The organism is Enterobacter cloacae complex sp. SHL012, assembly GCF_049237505.1.
Classification (GTDB): Bacteria; Pseudomonadota; Gammaproteobacteria; order Enterobacterales; family Enterobacteriaceae; genus Enterobacter; species Enterobacter kobei.
In genome coordinates this window covers 402,553-421,872 of record NZ_JBMKIZ010000002.1, presented here as the reverse complement: position 1 = coordinate 421,872, position 19,320 = coordinate 402,553, and the positions used below count along the sequence as shown (strand labels likewise).

Below are 19,320 nucleotides of genomic sequence, written 5' to 3'. Positions count from 1 at the left end.
GCAAACGTATAGCAACGTCCTAGCTTTAGTGAACGGCATAGTGTGATGCCGCTCACTGACAGGACCGTTGCTGAACTATGGCTGAAGATCAAAAAACGCCTGCTGACGAGCAGGAAAACAACAATAATGAACGTAAGCGACCGGGCAAAAAACCGTTAATTATCCTCGGCATTGTCGTGGTAGTGATGGTTGTCGTGGCGCTGGTCTGGTGGTTTTTAACCCGTAACGAAGAGACAACTGACGACGCCTTTACCGATGGCGATGTGGTGACGATTGCCCCCAAAACGGCGGGCTATGTCACCGGGCTGCACGTGCGCGATAACCAGCGCGTTAAAAAAGGCGATCTGCTGGTGGTTATCGATCCACGCGATACCACCGCCCAGCGCGATCAGGCTCAGGCTCAGCTTGGACTGGCTATCGCGCAGCTCCATCAGGCCCAGGCGCAGCTGGCGCTCTCAAAAGTGCAGTATCCTGCCCAGCGCGACGAAGCGAAAGCGCAGGTACTGAAAGCGCAGGCCGATCTGGCGAACGCGCAGGCGGAGTACCGTCGTCAACGCGGCGTCGACCCGCGGGCGACCACGCAACAAAGTATTGATTCTGCGAACGCACAGCTGCGCAGCGCGCAGGCTGCACTGGCCAGCGCCCAGGCGCAGCTGGAAGTGGCGGAGCAGGTTCAACTGCAAATTCGCCAGCAGGAAACCAACGTTGAAGCACGTGAGCGTCAGGTCGAGCAGGCGAAAGCGCAGCTCGAAACGGCCAATCTGAATCTCTCCTACACCGAAGTCCGCGCCCCGTTCGACGGTTTTGTCACCAAACGCAACGTGCAGCCCGGGACGCTGGTGCAGGCGGGCACCGCGCTGTTCTCATTGGTTTCCCCTAACGTATGGGTGGTGGCGAACTTTAAAGAGTCCCAGCTTGAACGCATGAAGCCCGGCGATAAGGTCAACGTCTCCGTGGATGCGTGGCCGGATATGGAACTTGAGGGCCACGTCGACAGTATTCAGCAGGGCAGTGGCTCACGCTTCTCCGCTTTCCCGGCAGAAAATGCCACCGGCAACTTCGTCAAAATTGTGCAGCGCGTGCCGGTGAAAATCGTGATTGATAAGGGACTCGACCCGAATAAACCGCTGCCGCTGGGGCTGTCGGTGGCGCCGAAGGTGACAGTGGAATGACGGATCATAGCCACGACAGCTGGAAACCCGCCAGTAACCCGTGGGCGGTGGCGATTGTGGTCACCCTGGCGGTGTTTATGGAAATTCTGGACACCACCATCGTTAACGTGGCGCTGCCGCACGTCGCGGGTTCGCTCTCCTCCAGCTATGACGAATCGACCTGGGTTTTAACCAGCTATCTGGTGGCGAACGGCATCGTGCTGCCCATCTCGGCGTTTCTAAGCCGGGTGTTTGGCCGCAAGCAGTTCTTCTTAATCTGCATTGTGATGTTCACCGTCTGCTCGTTCCTGTGCGGGATCGCCACCGAGCTGTGGCAGATCATCCTGTTCCGCGTGATGCAGGGCTTCTTTGGCGGCGGGTTGCAGCCTACCCAGCAGTCGGTGCTGCTCGACTACTTCAAGCCGGAGGACCGGGGCAAAGCGTTTGGTCTCTCCTCTATTGCGATTATCGTTGCGCCGGTGCTCGGCCCGACGCTCGGCGGCTGGATCACCGACAACTACTCCTGGCGCTGGGTGTTCTTTATCAACATCCCGGTGGGGATCGTCACGGTACTGGCGATCTATCAGCTGCTGGAAGATCCGCCGTGGGAGAGTAAATCGAAAGAGAAGCTAACCATCGACTGGACGGGGATCGGGCTGATCGCCTTAGGGCTCGGTTGTTTGCAGGTGATGCTGGACCGGGGAGAGGATGAAGACTGGTTCTACTCAAACTTTATCCGCACTTTCGCCGTGCTGACGCTGATCGGTATCATCGGCGCGATCTACTGGCTGGTGTATGCCAGAAAGCCGGTGGTGGATCTGTACTGCCTGAAAGACCGCAACTTCGCGATCTCCAGCCTGTTAATGGCTGGGATGGCGATGATTTTATACGGCAGCTCGGTGGTGATCCCGCAGCTGGCGCAGCAGGATCTGGGCTATACCGCCACCTGGTCCGGGCTGGTGCTGTCGCCCGGCGCGGTGCTGATTGTACTCACCATCCCGCTGGTGCTGAAGCTCATGCCGGTGGTGCAGACGCGCTGGATTATCGCCTTTGGCTTTACCTGCCTGGCGGCATCGTTCTTCTGGTCACGTACGCTGACGCCGGATATCGACTTCGAAACTCTGGTGCTGTTCCGCAGCGCTCAGTCGATTGGGCTGGGGTTCCTGTTTGTGCCGCTCACCACGATTGCCTTCATCTCGATACCGAGACGGCTCAACGCCGACGCGGCGGCGCTGTTTACCATGTTCCGCAACGTGGCGGGCTCGATTGGGATTTCGCTCTCGACGGCGGCCATTACCGAGCGCTCGCAGGCCCATAGCGCGCATCTGGCGTATCACGCTTCACCGTTTAACGAGCAGTTTCAGCAGGCGATACGCGAAAGCGCCCAGGCGATCCAGAACTTCACGACTCAGGTGGGTGACCCAACCGGCATTGCCACCGGGCGGATGTACCAGACCATGATCGAGCAGTCGCGCTTCCTGGCCTACATCGACGTCTTCACCCTGCTGAGCGTGGTGGCCTTGTTACTGATTCCGTTTTGTTTGTTGCTCTCGCCGGTTAAGAGCGAGGGGAGTGCAGGAGCACATTGATGATACACAGACGTTTACACCCCCTGATGATAATGCTGCTGCTGGCTGGCTGTGCCGTGGGACCGGATTACCAGCCACCCGCACCGCCGGCCGTCACGCACTGGAACGATAAGGGCGACAGCGGCGTGAAATCGCAAACCATCTCCGCTGCGACCAACCCGCGCTGGTGGAAAACCTTCGGCTCGCCGCAGCTCGATAGCCTCGTTGAACGGGCTATTGCCGGAAACCTGACCCTGCAGCAAACGGTGCTACGCATTGCCGGGGCACGTGAACAGATTAATCAGGCAGGCGGAGCATTTTTCCCGTCGGTTAATGGCAATCTACAGGCGACGCGCCAACAGCTCGGGCTGGAAGGCGAGCTGAAATCCCACGGCGTGTATGACCAGCTGGATAATGTCGATCCAGCCCTGCGGGGCGCGTTAGGCCCGCTGACGCAGCCGATCAACCTCTACCAGGGCAGTTTCGACGCCCAGTGGGAAATTGACCTGTGGGGCAAGGTGCGCCGTCAGGTGGAAGCCGCGGAAGCCCAGCAGAAGGCGGCTATCGAGCAGCGTAACGACGCGCTGGTGTCGCTGGAAGCGGAAGTGGCGCGGGCGTGGCTACAGCTGCGCGGCGCGCAGAGTATTATCGCCACCCTGAACACCCAGATTGAGAGCGCGCAGCAGACGCTGGATCTCACCGAAAGCCGTCAGCGCGGCGGGCTCTCGCCACAGATGGACGTAGAAAATGCCCGGGCGCAGCTGGGAAATCTGGAAGCGCAACTGCCGCAATATCAGGCGCAGGCGCGGCAGGCGATGAACGGCCTGGCAATCCTCCTCGGCAAGCCGCCGGGCGCACTGGATGCCGAACTCCAGTCAGCGCAGCCAATGCCTGCGCTGCCGGATATCGTGCAAACGGGCATTCCGTCCACGCTGGCGCGCCGTCGTCCGGACGTGCGTGAGGCGGAGGCGAATCTTCATGCCGCCACGGCGCAAATCGGCGTCTCGGTGGCCGAGCTGTTCCCGAGCTTTACCCTCTCTGGGCAGTTTGGCCTGCGTAACAGCGAAACCAACTGGCTGACCGACTGGAGCAGCCATTTCTACAGCTTCGGTCCGCAGGTTTCTATTCCAATTTTCCAGGGCGGACGACTGGTCTCCAGCGTGAAGGTGGCGCGCGCGCAGCAGGGGGCAGCGGTGCTGGACTATCGGCAGACGGTGCTCACCGCGCTCGGCGATGTTGAAAACGCGCTGGTCAGCTACCGCACCGACCAGCAGCGTGAAGCGGGCCTCGCAAAAACGATCGACGCCCTGCAAAACGCCTTTGACTTAGCCAGCGACAGCTACCGACAGGGCATCGCCAGCTTTATCGACGTACTGGATGCCCAGCGTCAGCTCGCCCAGGCTCAGCAGCAGCGCGCTCAGGCGCAGGTGCAAAGCGCGCTCGATCTGGTGGCGCTCTACAAGGCGCTTGGCGGCGGCTGGGAGCCGTATCAGCAGGTGCAGCTCCCGGATTACAGCGTCTTTGGCGACGCCCCGCGCGGATAAATTCAGAGGATTGGGCAAGAAACGGACAGGAACGCCACATTCGCGATGACAGAGGGGCGGGTATAACTAACTGGCACCCATTCGACATGTGAGGAATGACTTATGCGTTATCAAAAACTGGGCAACACCGGTCTGTTTGTTTCTGAACTCTGCCTCGGAACCATGACCTTCGGCGGGGAAGGCGGCATGTGGGGCAAGATTGGCCAGCTGCAGCAGAGCGAAGCCGAACAGCTGGTGGGCCGCGCGCTGGATGCCGGGATCAACTTTATCGACACCGCCGACGTTTACTCGGAAGGGCGCTCGGAGGAGATCACCGGCCAGGCGCTGAAGAACCTGAAAGTTCCGCGGGAGAACGTGGTGGTCGCGACCAAAGTGTTCGGTGAAACCGGCACCGCGGGCGTGAACTCGCGCGGCAGCTCGCGATATCACATCATCGGCAGCGTGAAGGAGAGTCTGCGCCGCCTGCAGCTGGATCATATCGATCTCTACCAGCTGCACGGCTTTGACCCTGCCACCCCCATTGAAGAGACGCTCCGTGCGCTGGATACCCTGGTACAGCACGGCCACGTGCGCTATATCGGCGTCTCGAACTGGGCAGCGTGGCAGATTGCCAAAGCGCTTGGCATCTCCGAGCGTCTGGGGCTGGCACGCTTCGCGTCTTTGCAGGCGTATTACACCATCGCCGGGCGCGATCTTGAGCGCGAGCTGGTGCCGATGATGCAGAGCGAAGGCGTCGGGCTGATGGTCTGGAGCCCGCTGGCGGGCGGTCTGCTGAGCGGGAAATACGATCGCAACGGGCAGAGCGAATCGGGCGGGCGCCGTCTGGAGTTTGACTTCCCGCCGGTCAATAAAGATCGCGCCTTCGACTGCGTGGATGTAATGCGCACGATTGCCGAAAGCAAAGGCGTCTCCGTCGCGCAGATCGCGCTGGCGTGGCTGCTTCATCAGAAAGCGGTAACTAGCGTGATCGTGGGCGCGAAACGCGTCGATCAGTTGAATGACAATATCGCCGCAACCGGGATCCGCTTAAGCGAAGACGAGCTTAAAAAGCTTGATGCCGTCAGCGCGTTGCCGGGGGAATACCCGGGCTGGATGCTTGAGCGCCAGGGGGAATATCGTCGTAACCAGCTTGCACAGCAATAACCGTCCTCTCCCCGGTGGCGCTTCGCTTACCGGGGCTGCTTTCCGTAGGCATTATTTCAATCCATCTCACAAAAAACGATCCTCCCCTTTGATCCCCTTTTCATCTTCGCCTATATGACTAGTCATGAAATTTAAAATGACTAGTCATATAGGGAGAGAGCATGAATACATCGCTGCCAGCCAATTTTTTATGGGGCAACTCGGTCTCCAGCATGCAGACGGAAGGGGCATGGAACGAGGGCGGAAAGGGCATGTCGGTCTACGACATTCGTGAAGCCGGGGAAAATATCTCCGACTGGAAAGTGGCGACCGACTCCTACCACCGCTACAGGGAAGATTTCGACCTGATGCAGGATCTGGGCATGAACTGCTACCGCTTTCAGATCTCATGGAGCCGTGTCTGCCCGCAGGGCGATGGCGCGTTCAACGACGAGGGGATCGCGTTTTACGACCGCTTTATTGACGATCTTATCGCGCGCGGCATCGAGCCGATGATCTGCCTCTATCACTTCGATATGCCGTTGGCGCTGGCGCAGGAGTACAACGGGTTTAACGATCGCCGCGTGATGGAGGCCTTTATCCGCTACGGCAAGAAGATGATCGACTGCTTTGGCGACCGGGTGAAGTACTGGCTGACCTTCAACGAGCAGAACATTTTCCATATGCCGGAAGCCTTCCGCATTTCCGGTTACCTGAAAGGGGAGCAAACCCTTCGCGAGCTCTATGAGTTACAGCACCATGCGATGGTGGCGCATATGTCGCTGACCGAGTATCTGCACCAGACCAAACCGGGCCAGCTGATGGGCGGCATGCTGGCGCACCAGTTGATTTACCCGGCGACCTGCAAACCGCGCGATATCTTCTGCGCCCAGCAGTACGATGAATTCCTCAACCAGAACCTGCTGCGCGTTTTTGCGGGTCAGGGTTACAGCCCGGCGGTGATGGCGGTGGTGGAGCAGGAAGGCTTTGGCGATATCTACCGCGACGAAGATTTAGCGCTGCTGGCGCGCACCAAAAACGACTATATGGCCTTCAGCTATTACGCCAGCAAAACGCTGGACAGCGATGCCATCCCGGAAGGCACGCCGGTCAACTATTACCTGCTACACGGTGAAAAAAATAACCCGTACCTGAAAGCCACCGAGTGGAACTGGCAGATCGACCCTATGGGCTTTCGCACCATCATCACCCGCTACGCCAACGACTGGCGGATGCCGGTCTTCCCGATTGAAAACGGTATTGGCGTGATTGAGTCCTGGGACGGCGTCAACCCGATTGAGGACACCTACCGCATCGACTACCACCGGGCGCATATCGACGCAATGAAAGCGGCGATGTTCGAAGATGGCGCAGAGGTCATCGGCTACCTCGGCTGGGGGTTAATCGACATTCTCAGCTCCCAGGGCGACATGCGTAAGCGCTACGGCGTGGTCTACGTCAACCGAGAAAACCACGACCTGAAAGACCTGAAGCGCGTGCCGAAGAAAAGCTACGCCTGGCTGAAACAGGTCATTCATACCAACGGACGCGAGATGTAAGCCGTACGCTGCCGGGCCGTTTTTGTGACTGATTGATGGGAACTATCCGCTATGTCTGAAACAAAAATCACACCGCATATGCAGTCCTTTGTCGATAAATTTGTTGAGTTCTCGGCGCGCCTGGCAAACCAGGTGCACCTGCGCTCCCTGCGCGATGCCTTCGCCACGGTGATGCCGATTTTCATCCTCGCCGGTCTGGCGGTGCTGGTGAACAACGTGGTGTTCCCGTGGATTTTTGACGGCGACACGCTCACGCAGTTTAAGGTCTGGGGGGAGGCGATAATCAACGGCACGCTGAATATCGCCGCGCTGCTGCTGGCCCCGATGATTGCCTGGTCGCTGGCGCGCAATAAAGATTTCGACAATCCGGTCTCGGCAGTGGTTATCGCCGTCAGCAGTTTTATCATCATGATGCCGATGCGCCTGCAGTTGACGCCCGTCGGCAGCGAGACCACGGTGAACGTCACTCAGGTACTGACGTTCGCCAATATCGGCTCTACCGGGATTTTTGCCGGAGTGCTGATCGGGCTACTCTCAACGGAGCTGTTTATTGCCATTTCGCGGCTCAAGGCGCTGCACATTTCGCTGGGGGAAAATGTGCCTCCGGCGGTGAGTAAATCCTTTACCGCGCTGATCCCAACCATTCTGACATTGTCAGTATTTGCCGTGCTGGCAGCACTGCTGGCAAACGTGCTGCACACGGACCTGATCCATCTCATCACGACCTTTATCCAGCAGCCGCTGCGGCTGATCAACACCAGCCTGCCGGGAACGATTTTTATCTACAGCTTCGGTAACTTCCTGTTCACGCTCGGGATTCATCAGTCGGTGGTCAACAGCGTGGTACTGGAACCGTTCCTGCTGATCAACACCAACGAGAACATGCTGGCCTTTGCCAATGGCCAGCCCATCCCGCATATCATCAACAACATCTTCGTGCCGACGTTTGGCATGGTGGGCGGGACGGGCAGCACCATTTCGCTGCTGATCGCCATCTTTATCTTCTCCCGGCAGAAGTCGGCGAAGCAGGTGGCGCGCCTGTCGCTGGCGCCCGGTTTATTCAACATCAACGAGCCGGTGATTTTTGGCCTGCCGATTGTCTTTAACCTGCCGCTGATGATCCCGTTTGTGCTGTTGCCCGCGATTGGCATTTACGTTGCCTGGCTCTGCACCACGCTGGGGTTAATGTCGCGCTGCGTGGTGATGATCCCGTGGACCACGCCGCCGATTCTGAGCGCCTGGCTGGCCACGGCAGGGGACTGGCGGGCGGTGGTGGTGCAGTTGGCAATCATTGTTTTTGGTGTATTCTTCTACCTGCCTTTCCTCAAGATTGCCGAGCGAGTGGCGTTGAAAAACAGCGGGATAGAAAACTAACTGAAAGGAAGGACGATGGCGGCGAAGTACATCACCATAGCGCGGGAAATTAAAAAACGCATTATCAGCCAGCAGTACGCCGCCAACGAACCCCTGCCGGACCAGTTTGCGCTGGCAGCGGAGTTCAGCACCAGCCGGATGACCATCCAGCAGGCGATGCGCCAGCTGATTGTCGAAGGTCTGGTTTATACCCGTCAGGGGCAGGGTACCTTTATCCGCAAAAACTTCCTTCAGCTTTCCCAGTGGGATCTCTCCGGCAGCGACTATTTTGGTGCCACCAAAACCTGGGAACATCTGGGTACGGTCACGAGCCAGGTGGTGCATTTTGAACTGCGCTTCCCGAACGAGAAAGAGCAGGCGTCGCTGATGATTAATGCCGATGCGCCGGTCTATGATTTTATTCGCCTGCGTTTATTAAACGGTGAACCGATGTCGCTGGATTCAACGGTAATGCCGATGACCCTGGTGCCCGGCCTGACGAAAAGCCATCTTGACGGTTCGGTGTTTAAGTATGTTCAGGAGACGCTGGGGCTGAAAATTATGGGGTCATACAGGGTGGTGCGGGCACTAAAACCCAATGCGCTGGACAGGCAACATCTGGTCTGCGAGGAAACCGATCCGGTGCTGGAGGTGGAGCAGGTCATTTATCTGGAAGATGGCACGCCGCTGGAATATGCCCACTGCCACTATCGGTACGACCACGGCGGGATCGTTATCGTGAATAACGGGTAAAAAAAAAGCGGGCATCGAAGCCCGCTTTTTTAATGCTCGTTATTAGTTCAAACGCACCGGCATACCGGAGCGGTTCTGCACGGCCTGGTCAACGATGGTCGTTTCCACGTCAGGCTGAGAGGTCACCGCCTGCACCGCGCTAGTCAGCGTAACAGGGACGACTTCGTTGTTGTTGATCTGGTCTTCGCTGGTAGACAGCGGGTTGTGCACTTCAATGTAACGGCTACCGTCTGGCTCAGTGGTCGCTTTTACCGGTTCGTTAATGAACTGCACGCGCGTACCGACCGGCACGTTTTCGAACAGGAACTTGATGTCGTCGTTACGCAGACGCACGCAGCCGTGGCTTACGCGCAGGCCGATACCGAAGTTGGCGTTGGTGCCGTGAATGGCGTACAGACGGCCAATGTACAGCGCGTACAGACCCATCGGGTTATCCGGGCCGGCTGGCACAACGGCTGGCAGCGGTTCGCCGGCAGCAATGTATTCTGCGTGCATTTTGGCGGTAGGGGTCCAGGTTGGGCCCGCTTTCTTACGCTCAACTTTGGTGGTCCAGTTCATTGGGGTGTCTTTACCCAGCTGGCCGATACCGATTGGCAGCACGATAACGGTGTTGGTGCCTTTCGGGTAGTAATACAGACGCATTTCGGCGCTGTTAATGACGATACCTTCATGAACGGTATCCGGCAGGATCAGCTGCTGAGGAATATTCAGTACGGTACCCGCTTTTGGCAGATACGGGTCAACGCCCGGGTTTGCTTCCAGCATATTGGACAGGCCCAGCTGGTACTGTGCGGCGAAATACTCCAGCGGCTGAGAGTTACCTTCTGGTACCGTCACCACCTGGTTTTCGCCCACCAGACGGCTTCCGTCTGTCGGCAGGGGATACGTCACCGCAGACGCGGTCTTACAAAAACCTACTACGGCTAACGCCGCCGCAAAAAGCGTTGTTAATTTCATGTTCATGTTGTGCGAGGTATCTAAGCCATTCAGGCGATGAGTTGATAAGTCTGAATCTATGATGGGAGCGCATTATATGTGCATTCCCGCTCGCAGGGAATTCAGATGTGTACGAAATCACATTTTTTTCGATTTTGTTAAAGTTTAGTGGATTGCCGCAACACGGGATCTCAATTCGGAATTGTGGCATAATGCCGTGTTTATCACACTTTTCGCAGGAATCTCCCCGTGTTAGTTACCAGCAACGTCACTATGCAGTTTGGCAGTAAGCCGCTGTTCGAAAACATTTCCGTCAAATTTGGCGGCGGCAACCGTTACGGCCTGATTGGTGCCAACGGTAGCGGAAAATCCACCTTTATGAAGATCCTCGGCGGCGACCTGGAGCCGACGCTTGGCAACGTGTCGCTCGATCCGAACGAGCGCATCGGTAAGCTGCGTCAGGATCAGTTCGCCTTCGAAGAGTTCACCGTGCTGGACACCGTGATCATGGGGCACGCGGAGCTGTGGGAAGTGAAGCAGGAGCGCGATCGCATTTACGCCCTAGCTGAAATGAGCGAAGAGGACGGCTACAAAGTGGCCGAACTGGAAACGCATTACGGCGAGATGGATGGCTATTCAGCTGAAGCGCGTGCGGGCGAGCTGCTGCTGGGCGTGGGCATTCCTGTTGAACAGCATTACGGCCCGATGAGTGAAGTCGCGCCAGGCTGGAAGTTGCGTGTCCTGCTGGCGCAGGCGCTGTTCTCTAACCCGGACATCCTGCTTCTCGACGAACCAACGAACAACCTGGACATCGACACCATCCGCTGGCTGGAGCAGACGCTGAACGACCGCGACAGCACCATGATCATCATTTCGCACGACCGTCACTTCCTGAACATGGTCTGTACGCACATGGCGGATCTGGATTACGGCGAGCTGCGCGTGTACCCGGGCAACTACGACGAATACATGACGGCTGCGACCCAGGCGCGTGAACGCCTGCTGGCCGACAACGCCAAGAAGAAGGCGCAGATTGCGGACCTGCAATCCTTCGTCAGCCGCTTCAGCGCGAACGCCTCTAAGTCTCGTCAGGCGACGTCCCGCGCCCGTCAGATCGACAAAATCAAGCTGGAAGAAGTCAAAGCTTCCAGCCGTCAGAACCCGTTCATCCGCTTCGAGCAGGACAAGAAACTGTTCCGTAATGCGCTGGAAGTGGAAGCCCTTACCAAAGGCTTCGATGAAGGTCCGCTGTTTAAAAACTTCAACCTGCTGCTGGAAGTGGGCGAGAAAATTGCCATTCTGGGTGCCAACGGCGTGGGTAAATCCACCATGCTGAAAACCCTGGTTGGTGAACTGCAGCCGGACAACGGCACCGTGAAGTGGTCAGAAAACGCGCAGATTGGTTACTACGCGCAGGACCACGAATACGAGTTCGAAAACGACCTGACCGTCTTTGACTGGATGAGCCAGTGGAAGCAGGAAGGCGACGACGAGCAGGCGGTGCGTAGCATTCTGGGTCGTCTGCTGTTCAGTCAGGACGACATCAAAAAGCCGGCGAAAGTGCTGTCCGGTGGTGAAAAGGGTCGCATGCTGTTCGGCAAGCTGATGATGGAAAAACCCAATATCCTGGTAATGGACGAACCGACTAACCACCTGGATATGGAATCTATCGAATCGCTGAACATGGCGCTGGAGATGTATCAGGGCACGCTGATCTTCGTTTCTCACGACCGTGAATTCGTCAGCTCGCTGGCGACCCGCGTGATCGAAATTACGCCAGAGCGCGTGGTGGACTTCACCGGTAACTACGAAGATTACCTGCGCAGCAAAGGTATCGAGAGTTAAAAAAAGCCGGGTGGCGGCTTCGCCTTACCCGGCCTACGTTCCATTCCCTCTCCCTGTGGGAGAGGGTCAGGGTGAGGGCATCAGGCCGCACTACACCACCCAATCACACCTTTCTTCACCATTCACCAGCAGCTTACGTTTTTCCCCCGCCGGTAACGACACCTTCAGCGCGTTCCACGCCGGACGATAATCACCGCGTGCACTGATGTTCAGGTTGACGGTTGCCCCGTCGCACACCATTTCCCATGCCACCCACAGCGCATTGCCGTTCTGGTAGCCCCAGGACTCGCCGTCATCTTCAAACAGCAGGCCGGACGTGGTGCCGACGCCTTTCACCGGGAACAGCTTCAGCTCGCGGGTATCGTCTTTTTCGGCGCTCACGTGACGGATGCGCTCGCTGAGCGGCAGACCGGCACCGGCGCGCACCAGCAGCGGCAGTTTCTCCAGCGGCGCGTCGAGGACGATCGCTTGCCCGCCAGCGAACCATTCGTGAGTGTAGAAATCGTACCAGCCGGTTTCGTTATCCGGCAGCCAGACGTGGCGTTTACGCTGCCCGGCCTCGACGACGCTGGCGACAAGGAGGTCGCGACCCAGCAGGAAGTCATCGCACTCTTCGAAGGTCCGCGCGTCGTGCTCGTGGTCGAGGAAGGTCGGGCGCAGCATCGGTTCGTCGTCGGCGTGCGCCTGCCAGAGCAGGGTGTAGAGATAGGGCAGAAGACGGTAGCGCAGCTCAATCGCACCGCGAATAGCGGGGGTGACGCCCGGGTACATCCACGGCTCGTTGACCGTGTGGTCATCGTTCCACGAGTGAATGGTAAAGCGCGGATGCATCACGCCGTTTTGCACCCAGCGCACGAACAGTTCGGCGTCTGGCTTGTCGCCGGAGAAACCGCCGACGTCGTGGCCGACGTTGAACAGCCCGGAGAGGCTCATGCCCAGCCCCATGCGGATGTTATAGCGCAGGGTATCCCAGTGAGTGCGGTTATCGCCGCTCCAGGTCTGGACGTAGCGCTGCATCCCGGCGCAGCCGGAGCGGGAAATGAGATACGGACGTTTTTCCGGCGCGAAACGCTGCTGCGCTTCCAGCGAGGCGCGCATCATCAGCAGCGGCATCACCGGGCGAATGTGTTTGATGGCAATCTCTTTGCCGAAGCCAAAACAGCGTGCTTCCCCGTCCCATACTTCGTATTCGTTGTTGTCGTTCCAGGTCGAGTCTATCCCCATCTCCAGCAGCTGCGTGGTCACGCCGTTCTGCCACCACTGTACCGTCTGCGGGTTAGTGAAATCGAGATGCGAGCCTTCGTCATCCCAGAAGCTGGAACGTTCAGGTGCATCAGTTTCTGAGTCGCGAATGAACAGGCCACGTTCCGCCACTTCGTTATAGCGGGGATGATCCTGCAGCAGACAAGGCTTGATGTTGGCGGCCAGCTTTAACCCGGCATCGTGGAACGCCTGGCTCATTACCTTCGGCTGCGGCACTTTGTCATGGTTCCAGTTAAAGACGTAGCGCTTGCCGTTAATGGAGGTATAGCCGGAGGAGAGCTGGAACGAGTCGCATGGAATCGCGTGTTCTTCACACAGGCGGATAAAGTTCATCAGCTGGTTTTGCGCGTCCGGCGCGTCGGTATAGTGCATGGTCGAGCCGCTGTAGCCCAGGCTCCATTTCGGTCCGAACAGCGTTTTCCCGGTCAGGCGCACGAAGGCTTTGGTGACGTCCAGTACGCGCTTGCCGGTAAAGATGTAGTAATCGATATCGCCCGCTTCCGCCTGCCAGCGCCGATAGGCGGTGTGGTAGTTGTCGATCTCGTTGCCCAGATCCAGCCAGCAGCTGCTCAGGTTATCGTAGAACAGGCCGTAGCTCACGTCGTCGCGACGGGTAAGGGTGAATGGAATGTGCTTGTACAGCGGGTCGGTGCTGGCGGCGTTGTAGCCCATCGCATCCAGGTTGCGCATCTCGTAGCGTTTACCGTTGCGCTGTAGATCGCCCGCTTTCTCGCCCAGCCCGTAGAAACGTTCGTCCTTGCGACGGCTCAGATAGTGCGCCACGCCGTCACCGTGGGCGTTCAGCAGGTACGCACTGGTCGGACGGTCATTGACCAGCGGCTGCCACTCGCCCGCGTCATTGCGGTAGTGCCACTCCAGCCACAGGGGCTGGTGGACGGTCACCCGAAGCTGCTCCGTCGCCACCGTCACGGTATTTTCCTGCCGCGTCAGCGTCCAGGCCGGGCAGGTAAAGCCACTGACATCGTCACGACGGCGACCTTCCCACGGCACGTCTTGCGCCGGGGCGATGCTCCAGGTGCGGTCCAGCGCCAGTTCACCTTTGCGTTTGATCAGCACGCGGAACAGGTTCTCTTCCAGCACATACAGGCACAGGCGGTGCTGGTTATCCACCAGCAGTTCCAGATGGTTTGCCGACTGCGTATCAACGGTCCAGTTTTTCAGGGTTTTCATATGCAATACATCCACTATCAGGCGCGCTTGGCGCGACGTTCAGCAATAAATGCTACCAGGAAGACAGCGCCAATCAGGTCAAAGAAGCCCATGGCAATAAAGAGCGGGTTAAAGCCGATTTTGTCGGCGGTCACACCGATTAACAGCGAGAACAGGAAGCTGGCGATCCACGCCGCCGAGCCGCGCATGCCGTTGACGGTCGCCATCTGGCCCTTATCAAACGACTCCACGACCAGGGCGCTGAGCATGCAGGAGATAATCTGGTGCCCAAAGCCGCCGATGGAGATCAGCACGATGGTGATATACGGGTCGCGGGTAATGGCGACAATGCCCAGAGAAATCATCAGAAACGCGCCGGTGACGGAGCTGGCGACGACCGAGTTAACGCGGGAGCAGCCGAACAGGCGGGTGTACAATCGCGTCAGGTAGCCACTTGCCACGCTGCCGAGGTCAGCGGCGAGGAACGGAAGCCAGGCGAACATCGCAATCTGCTTCAGGTCCATGCCGTGTTCTTTGGCGAGATACAGCGGCACCCAGAAGCTCAACACCGCCCAGGCCGGTTCCGCCATAAAGGCCGGGATGGCGATACCGTAGAAACGTTTGTTTTTCGAGACGGTTTTCAGCGCGGTCAGGAACGGCAGTTTGACCGCAGGCGGTTCGTTATCCTGCTTGATAAATGCCAGCTCATCCTTGCTCAGGTTCGGGTGCTGCTCCGGGTTGTGGTAGAACGCCCACCAGAGGATCACCCACAGCAGCGCCAGCACGCCGGTAAACATAAACGCACCCTGCCAGCCAAACGACGCGTGAGCAAAGTAGATAATAGGCGGGGCCAGCATCGCACCGATGGAGAAGCCCACGCCCGCCCAACCGGCGGCAACAGGACGTTCCGATTTCGGGAACCATTCACCGATGGTTTTGGCGTTCGCCGGGGTTGCGGCGGCCTCAGACGCCCCCATAAAGAAGCGCAGGATAGCCAGGTGCAGCCAGCTTCCGGCCCCCGCGTGGAAGATACACATCAGCGCCCAGATCCCGGCGCAGACCATAAAGCCAATCTTCAGGCCGATGACGTCAATCAACCAGCCGCACAGGGGCTGGAAAATGGTGTAGGCGATCTGGAATGCGCCGACGATCCAGGAGTATTGCTCGGTGGTGATCCCGAGGCTCTCTTTCAGTTCCGGCGCGAGGATCCCCAATGAGTTTCGGGTGATGTAGTTAACGGTGACGCCCAGTAAAAACAGCACCAGCACGTACCAGCGCAGGTTCTTGATGACGCGACGAGTTTTGCTTGTCGCAACGGTGTTATTGATGTCCTGACTCATTTTACTCTCCATAAGACGGACGCTAAGGGGACGGAGGTTCAGGTGTCACACAGATTGTTATGCCTTTGATTTCTATCCGTTTAGAATGCTTAAGTTGCTATACAACTAGTATGGAAGTTGTGTGACAAGTTCACCTTAAGGGAGAAAATGAGTGGGCAATAGTGGATTTTGTGCAAAGTTTCTCATAACGGGCGCAAACCCTCTGGCATGATGGCCGTTATGCCCTTTATTACCTGACGGATACGCTATGAAAATTTTTTCATTTCGCAAATGGAGCCAGATCACAAAATGGACAAAAGGCTAAAAATCACCGAAATCGCGGCCCGTACGCAACTCTCTATCAGTACCGTTTCCCGCGTGCTGGCGGGCAAAGCGAACACCAGCGAAAAAGCGCGTGCAAAGGTGCTGGCGTGCGCACGGGAGCTGGGGGTGATGGATGGCATGGCGGCGGGGCGTCTGCTGCTTAACAGCCTGGTGGTTTTTGCTCCCCAGCGAGCCTTTGACGAGCGGTCCGACATCTTTTACTACCGCGTGATCCAGAGCATCAGCAAAGGGCTGGCTTCGCACGAGGTTCGGCTACGCTACTGTGCGCTGGAGGAGAACGACAGCGACGCGCAGCTTTTTCTGGCACGCATGAACGAGCCGGATACCCAGGCAGCCATTCTGCTCGGTATTGACGATCCGCATATCCACGATCTGGCGGTGGACGTGGGGAAACCCTGCATGCTGATTAACTGCCGTGACCGCCACATGCGTCTGCCTGCCGTAGCGCCGGACCATCGCGCCATTGGCGAGCGGGCGGCGGAATACCTGTTCGAAATGGGACACCGCGACGTGATGAACGTGCTGTGCCTGCGCCGTTACACCATGGAGCTGCGCCTGGCAGGGATCCGCGACGCGTGGCACGCCCATAACCTGACGTTCAGCGACAAGCGCGATCTGCTGGTGGTGCCGAGCTTTAGCGCGCGCGAAACGGAACAGCTGGTTAGCGAGTGGCTTAACCAGCAGAAGGGAAAAGATCTGCCCACCGCGTTTTTGGTCGGCGGCGACTTTATGGCGGCGGGCACCATCAGCGCTTTGCAGAAACAGGGATTGCGGGTACCGCAGGACGTTTCCGTCATGAGCATCGACGGCTTTAATCTGGCGGCGATTCAGGATGTGCCCCTGACGGCAGTGCATGTCCCGCGTGATGAACTGGGAACGGAAGCGGTGCATATGCTCCAGCAGCGGCTGATGCGCCCTGACGCGCCGGTGGGAACCTTGCTGCTGAACGGCACGCTGACCGTGCGGGAATCGGTACGGCGGATACGTCAGGGGAAACGACGCACCGCCGTTGAGCGGGAAGGGCTGTACGACAGTTAAACCATACCCAGCGCGCGCTTGCCGTGGATGTTGAGATCGTTCACGGTAAAGCGGTCCTGCCAGCTTTTTTCATAATCTTCACGCGGGAAATCTCCCGGTGACGCACCGGTTTCCAGCGCTTCCTTCACCTTTTTCGCGTAGGCGAGGTTCTTCTCGCACATCGGCGCGGCAGGGATGTACATCACGTTGCCCCAGCCCTGCTGATTTTCCACCGGAGCGACGGAGTGGATCACATCGCAGTGCCACCACACGGAGTCCCCTGCGTCCAGCGCCGGTATGCTGGTTAATGCTTCGATGAGCAGCGGGTGCCATTTTTCCGAAATCGGCAGCACGCGGCCCGGCGCGACGCCGCAGAGTTCATCTTCCGGCACGTCGTCCAGCAGCGGACGCAGCAGAATGTACGCCATCGCTTCCGGGATGGGCACCACGTGCAGCAGTCCCTGGCCCGGGATCATGTCCGACAGCGCCGTCCAGCCCTGGAAAGTACGGAACACCGAACACTTGGTGGTGTTATCCACGGTGTACTCTTCCACTTCGGTGCGGTGCGCGGCGTTCCACGAATCGTACTTATCAATATTGCCGTCAAACACGCGGGCAAACACCTGCTGATAGGCAGGCAGCAGCCAGCGCTCCAGCGCGCCGGAATCGGTGTGCGCGCCCAGCCCTTTAGAGGTGGTGCCCGGTGGGCGGCGGCGAATACGATCCGGATAAATCACGCTGACATCCGGGTCGAACCACTGCTTGCCGTTGCTCTCGAATGTCCATAAACGGTTCAGGAACGACTGCACCTGCGCCATCTCTTCGCTCTGACGCGCCTGCATTTGCGCCTGCGACCAGTAGATCGGGTAAATCTCCGGACGAGAGGCGGTTAAGGTGCCGAAGAAGTTATCGCCCGGCCCTTTATACACCTCGTCAAACTTATTGAGATCGAGATAGTCGAGCATCGACTGATCCCACGCCAGCGCCTGTTCGCGCGGAAAATGACCTTTGATCACCGCGCAGCCCCGACGCTTAACCGCCTCGCGCTGTTCAGCGGTGATTGTGCCGTTTTTCACATCCGCGAACGGGATCGTCGGCCAGACGGGTTGGCCTTTATTCTTGAGGGCGTTGATCTCTGCCACGCGGGTGGCAATGTTGTCGCTGAGCTTGTCGAACACCGCCTGAACATCACCGATCTGGGCGCGTAGCTCGCGCTTCATCTGACGAATTGCCGCTTTGTGGTCCGCTGGCAAAGTTTCACTGGTAAAGGTCATAACTGCCTCGCATCTTTCATTCGAAAGTAAAAATATCTACAAGTGATACTTTAAGTTAAAAATAAGTTAATGCAAGTTTAAAAACTTGACGCAAGCCACAGGTCGGAAAAAGAGTGAGAGGCCGGAGCGCGGCTCCGGCGGGAGAGAGATTAGGCGTCGAACGGGGAATGGTGATCGAGCACGGCCTGAATGACGTTCAGCGCGCCCTGATGGTTGTTGTCGTCGGTGCTGTAGCGGGCGATCTGTTTGATGCTTTCTGCCGCGTTGTTCATTGCAAATGAGTATTTCACCAGCTTCAGCATCTCCGCGTCATTGCCGCTGTCGCCAATGGCCACGCACTGCTGCGGGGAGAGCTCCCAGCGCTTCAGCAGGCGGCTGATGCCGTTGGCTTTATGCAGGCCAGGAATGATCAAGTCCACAAACCCAAAGCCGCTGGTGACCGGTTTCATAATGCCGTCGAGAGAAACATGCAGCGCGTCGATCAGGTTCGGGATATCGCTGTCGGGCAGGTTCAGTGAGAACTTGAACAGCACATCGTCAATCTCGTGATAATCGCTGACGCGCGTTAAGCGATGGTAGTGCTTAGACATCAGCGCCACAAATTCGTCCGGGGCTTTATCGCTGACGTAAGCGCTCTCCAGTCCGCAGGCCACGAAGTTCAGCGCGTTATCTTTCAGCAGTTCACCAATGACGATCTGCGACTCATGGCGAGTCAGTTCGCCGTGGAAAACGTGTTCCCCGTGATCGAACACCAGCGCGCCGTTTTCCGCCACGAAGGAGATTCGATCTTTTAGCTCAGGGAAGAAGGAGATGAGCTGATAATACTGATTGCCGCTGGCGACAACGAATTCAATGCCGCGGGCGTTAAGCTGCTCAAACTGTGCCTGGAAGCGGTCACGATCGTACTGCTTGGCATCATCAAGGAAAGTTCCGTCCATATCGGTGACGATAACTTTTACGGTCATACTGTGCTCCTGGGTCACTGCGTTTTGAAACATTCTAATAACAAGGTGACGGGGAGCACAAATTTAATTTCGAATGAAAGTCAGAAAGCCGGGTGGCGGCTTCGCCTTACCCGGCCTACGGGGGAGACAATGTAGG

Annotated in this window: 14 protein-coding genes; 9 read left to right on the top strand and 5 right to left on the bottom strand. The window is 57.8% G+C overall.

The genetic code is table 11. The features are described from left to right. Positions 1-77: 77 nt before the first annotated feature. The 7 genes from ACOTY9_RS09630 to ACOTY9_RS09600 all read left to right on the top strand — a co-directional run bounded on the left by ACOTY9_RS09630 (position 78) and on the right by ACOTY9_RS09600 (position 9,050). On the top strand, positions 78-1,172 hold the full coding sequence (locus ACOTY9_RS09630) for an HlyD family secretion protein (RefSeq protein ID WP_421637338.1): 1,095 nt from the start codon (positions 78-80) through the stop codon (positions 1,170-1,172). Beyond that, on the top strand, positions 1,169-2,740 hold the full coding sequence (locus ACOTY9_RS09625) for a DHA2 family efflux MFS transporter permease subunit (RefSeq protein WP_045134221.1): 1,572 nt from the start codon (positions 1,169-1,171) through the stop codon (positions 2,738-2,740). The genes ACOTY9_RS09630 and ACOTY9_RS09625 overlap by 4 nt, the downstream gene beginning before the upstream one ends. Continuing rightward, positions 2,740-4,263, top strand: a complete 1,524-nt coding sequence (locus ACOTY9_RS09620; RefSeq protein ID WP_023332473.1) for an efflux transporter outer membrane subunit — start codon at positions 2,740-2,742, stop codon at positions 4,261-4,263. Before ACOTY9_RS09625 ends, ACOTY9_RS09620 begins: the two co-directional genes overlap by 1 nt. A gap of 102 nt (positions 4,264-4,365) precedes the next feature. After that, entirely contained in the window at positions 4,366-5,406 is a 1,041-nt protein-coding gene (locus ACOTY9_RS09615; protein ID WP_014883115.1) for an aldo/keto reductase, read from the top strand. Between the two features lie 161 nt (positions 5,407-5,567). Next, on the top strand, positions 5,568-6,944 hold the full coding sequence (locus ACOTY9_RS09610; protein WP_014883116.1) for a glycoside hydrolase family 1 protein: 1,377 nt from the start codon (positions 5,568-5,570) through the stop codon (positions 6,942-6,944). Between the two features lie 51 nt (positions 6,945-6,995). Further along, complete coding sequence (locus ACOTY9_RS09605) at positions 6,996-8,318, top strand: PTS sugar transporter subunit IIC (RefSeq protein ID WP_014883117.1); 1,323 nt, start codon at positions 6,996-6,998, stop codon at positions 8,316-8,318. 15 nt (positions 8,319-8,333) lie between these two features. Beyond that, the gene (locus ACOTY9_RS09600; RefSeq protein WP_063861127.1) at positions 8,334-9,050 is read left to right on the top strand and encodes a GntR family transcriptional regulator; all 717 of its coding nucleotides are present in this window, start codon (positions 8,334-8,336) and stop codon (positions 9,048-9,050) included. A 42-nt stretch (positions 9,051-9,092) separates the two neighbouring features. On the opposite strand, the gene ldtB is transcribed toward ACOTY9_RS09600, so the two are convergent. Further along, complete coding sequence (gene ldtB / locus ACOTY9_RS09595; protein WP_063861126.1) at positions 9,093-10,013, bottom strand: L,D-transpeptidase; 921 nt, start codon at positions 10,011-10,013, stop codon at positions 9,093-9,095. Positions 10,014-10,235: 222 nt separating this feature from the next. Between ldtB and ACOTY9_RS09590 the strand changes: the two genes are divergently transcribed. Further along, positions 10,236-11,831: an ABC-F family ATPase gene (locus tag ACOTY9_RS09590; RefSeq protein ID WP_014883120.1), complete on the top strand. Its 1,596-nt coding sequence runs from the start codon at positions 10,236-10,238 to the stop codon at positions 11,829-11,831. A 90-nt stretch (positions 11,832-11,921) separates the two neighbouring features. On the opposite strand, the gene ACOTY9_RS09585 is transcribed toward ACOTY9_RS09590, so the two are convergent. Together ACOTY9_RS09585 and ACOTY9_RS09580 are read right to left on the bottom strand one after the other, a co-directional pair. Further along, entirely contained in the window at positions 11,922-14,285 is a 2,364-nt protein-coding gene (locus tag ACOTY9_RS09585) for a TIM-barrel domain-containing protein (protein WP_047343483.1), read from the bottom strand. A gap of 17 nt (positions 14,286-14,302) precedes the next feature. After that, positions 14,303-15,604: an MFS transporter gene (locus ACOTY9_RS09580; RefSeq protein WP_014883122.1), complete on the bottom strand. Its 1,302-nt coding sequence runs from the start codon at positions 15,602-15,604 to the stop codon at positions 14,303-14,305. A gap of 288 nt (positions 15,605-15,892) precedes the next feature. Between ACOTY9_RS09580 and ACOTY9_RS09575 the strand changes: the two genes are divergently transcribed. Further along, positions 15,893-16,966: a LacI family DNA-binding transcriptional regulator gene (locus ACOTY9_RS09575; protein ID WP_032637126.1), complete on the top strand. Its 1,074-nt coding sequence runs from the start codon at positions 15,893-15,895 to the stop codon at positions 16,964-16,966. On the opposite strand, the gene ACOTY9_RS09570 is transcribed toward ACOTY9_RS09575, so the two are convergent. Together ACOTY9_RS09570 and ACOTY9_RS09565 are read right to left on the bottom strand one after the other, a co-directional pair. Continuing rightward, entirely contained in the window at positions 16,963-18,219 is a 1,257-nt protein-coding gene (locus ACOTY9_RS09570) for a DUF1479 domain-containing protein (protein WP_241819786.1), read from the bottom strand. The genes ACOTY9_RS09575 and ACOTY9_RS09570 overlap by 4 nt on opposite strands. A 149-nt stretch (positions 18,220-18,368) precedes the next feature. Further along, positions 18,369-19,184 (bottom strand): Cof-type HAD-IIB family hydrolase, encoded by an 816-nt coding sequence (locus ACOTY9_RS09565; protein ID WP_241819787.1) that lies wholly within the window; start codon positions 19,182-19,184, stop codon positions 18,369-18,371. Positions 19,185-19,320 lie beyond the last annotated feature (136 nt).

What these genes read in the sequence shown, in the direction of transcription:
- ACOTY9_RS09585 (WP_047343483.1), bottom strand. Translation starts at nt 14,285, where the DNA reads ATGAAAACCCTGAAAAACTGGACCGTTGATACGCAGTCGGCAAACCAT.
- ACOTY9_RS09615 (WP_014883115.1), top strand. Translation starts at nt 4,366, where the DNA reads ATGCGTTATCAAAAACTGGGCAACACCGGTCTGTTTGTTTCTGAACTC.
- ACOTY9_RS09575 (WP_032637126.1), top strand. Translation starts at nt 15,893, where the DNA reads ATGGACAAAAGGCTAAAAATCACCGAAATCGCGGCCCGTACGCAACTC.
- ACOTY9_RS09610 (WP_014883116.1), top strand. Translation starts at nt 5,568, where the DNA reads ATGAATACATCGCTGCCAGCCAATTTTTTATGGGGCAACTCGGTCTCC.
- ACOTY9_RS09570 (WP_241819786.1), bottom strand. Translation starts at nt 18,219, where the DNA reads ATGACCTTTACCAGTGAAACTTTGCCAGCGGACCACAAAGCGGCAATT.
- ACOTY9_RS09625 (WP_045134221.1), top strand. Translation starts at nt 1,169, where the DNA reads ATGACGGATCATAGCCACGACAGCTGGAAACCCGCCAGTAACCCGTGG.
- ACOTY9_RS09565 (WP_241819787.1), bottom strand. Translation starts at nt 19,184, where the DNA reads ATGACCGTAAAAGTTATCGTCACCGATATGGACGGAACTTTCCTTGAT.
- ACOTY9_RS09580 (WP_014883122.1), bottom strand. Translation starts at nt 15,604, where the DNA reads ATGAGTCAGGACATCAATAACACCGTTGCGACAAGCAAAACTCGTCGC.
- ACOTY9_RS09620 (WP_023332473.1), top strand. Translation starts at nt 2,740, where the DNA reads ATGATACACAGACGTTTACACCCCCTGATGATAATGCTGCTGCTGGCT.
- ACOTY9_RS09630 (WP_421637338.1), top strand. Translation starts at nt 78, where the DNA reads ATGGCTGAAGATCAAAAAACGCCTGCTGACGAGCAGGAAAACAACAAT.
- ldtB (WP_063861126.1), bottom strand. Translation starts at nt 10,013, where the DNA reads ATGAACATGAAATTAACAACGCTTTTTGCGGCGGCGTTAGCCGTAGTA.
- ACOTY9_RS09600 (WP_063861127.1), top strand. Translation starts at nt 8,334, where the DNA reads ATGGCGGCGAAGTACATCACCATAGCGCGGGAAATTAAAAAACGCATT.
- ACOTY9_RS09605 (WP_014883117.1), top strand. Translation starts at nt 6,996, where the DNA reads ATGTCTGAAACAAAAATCACACCGCATATGCAGTCCTTTGTCGATAAA.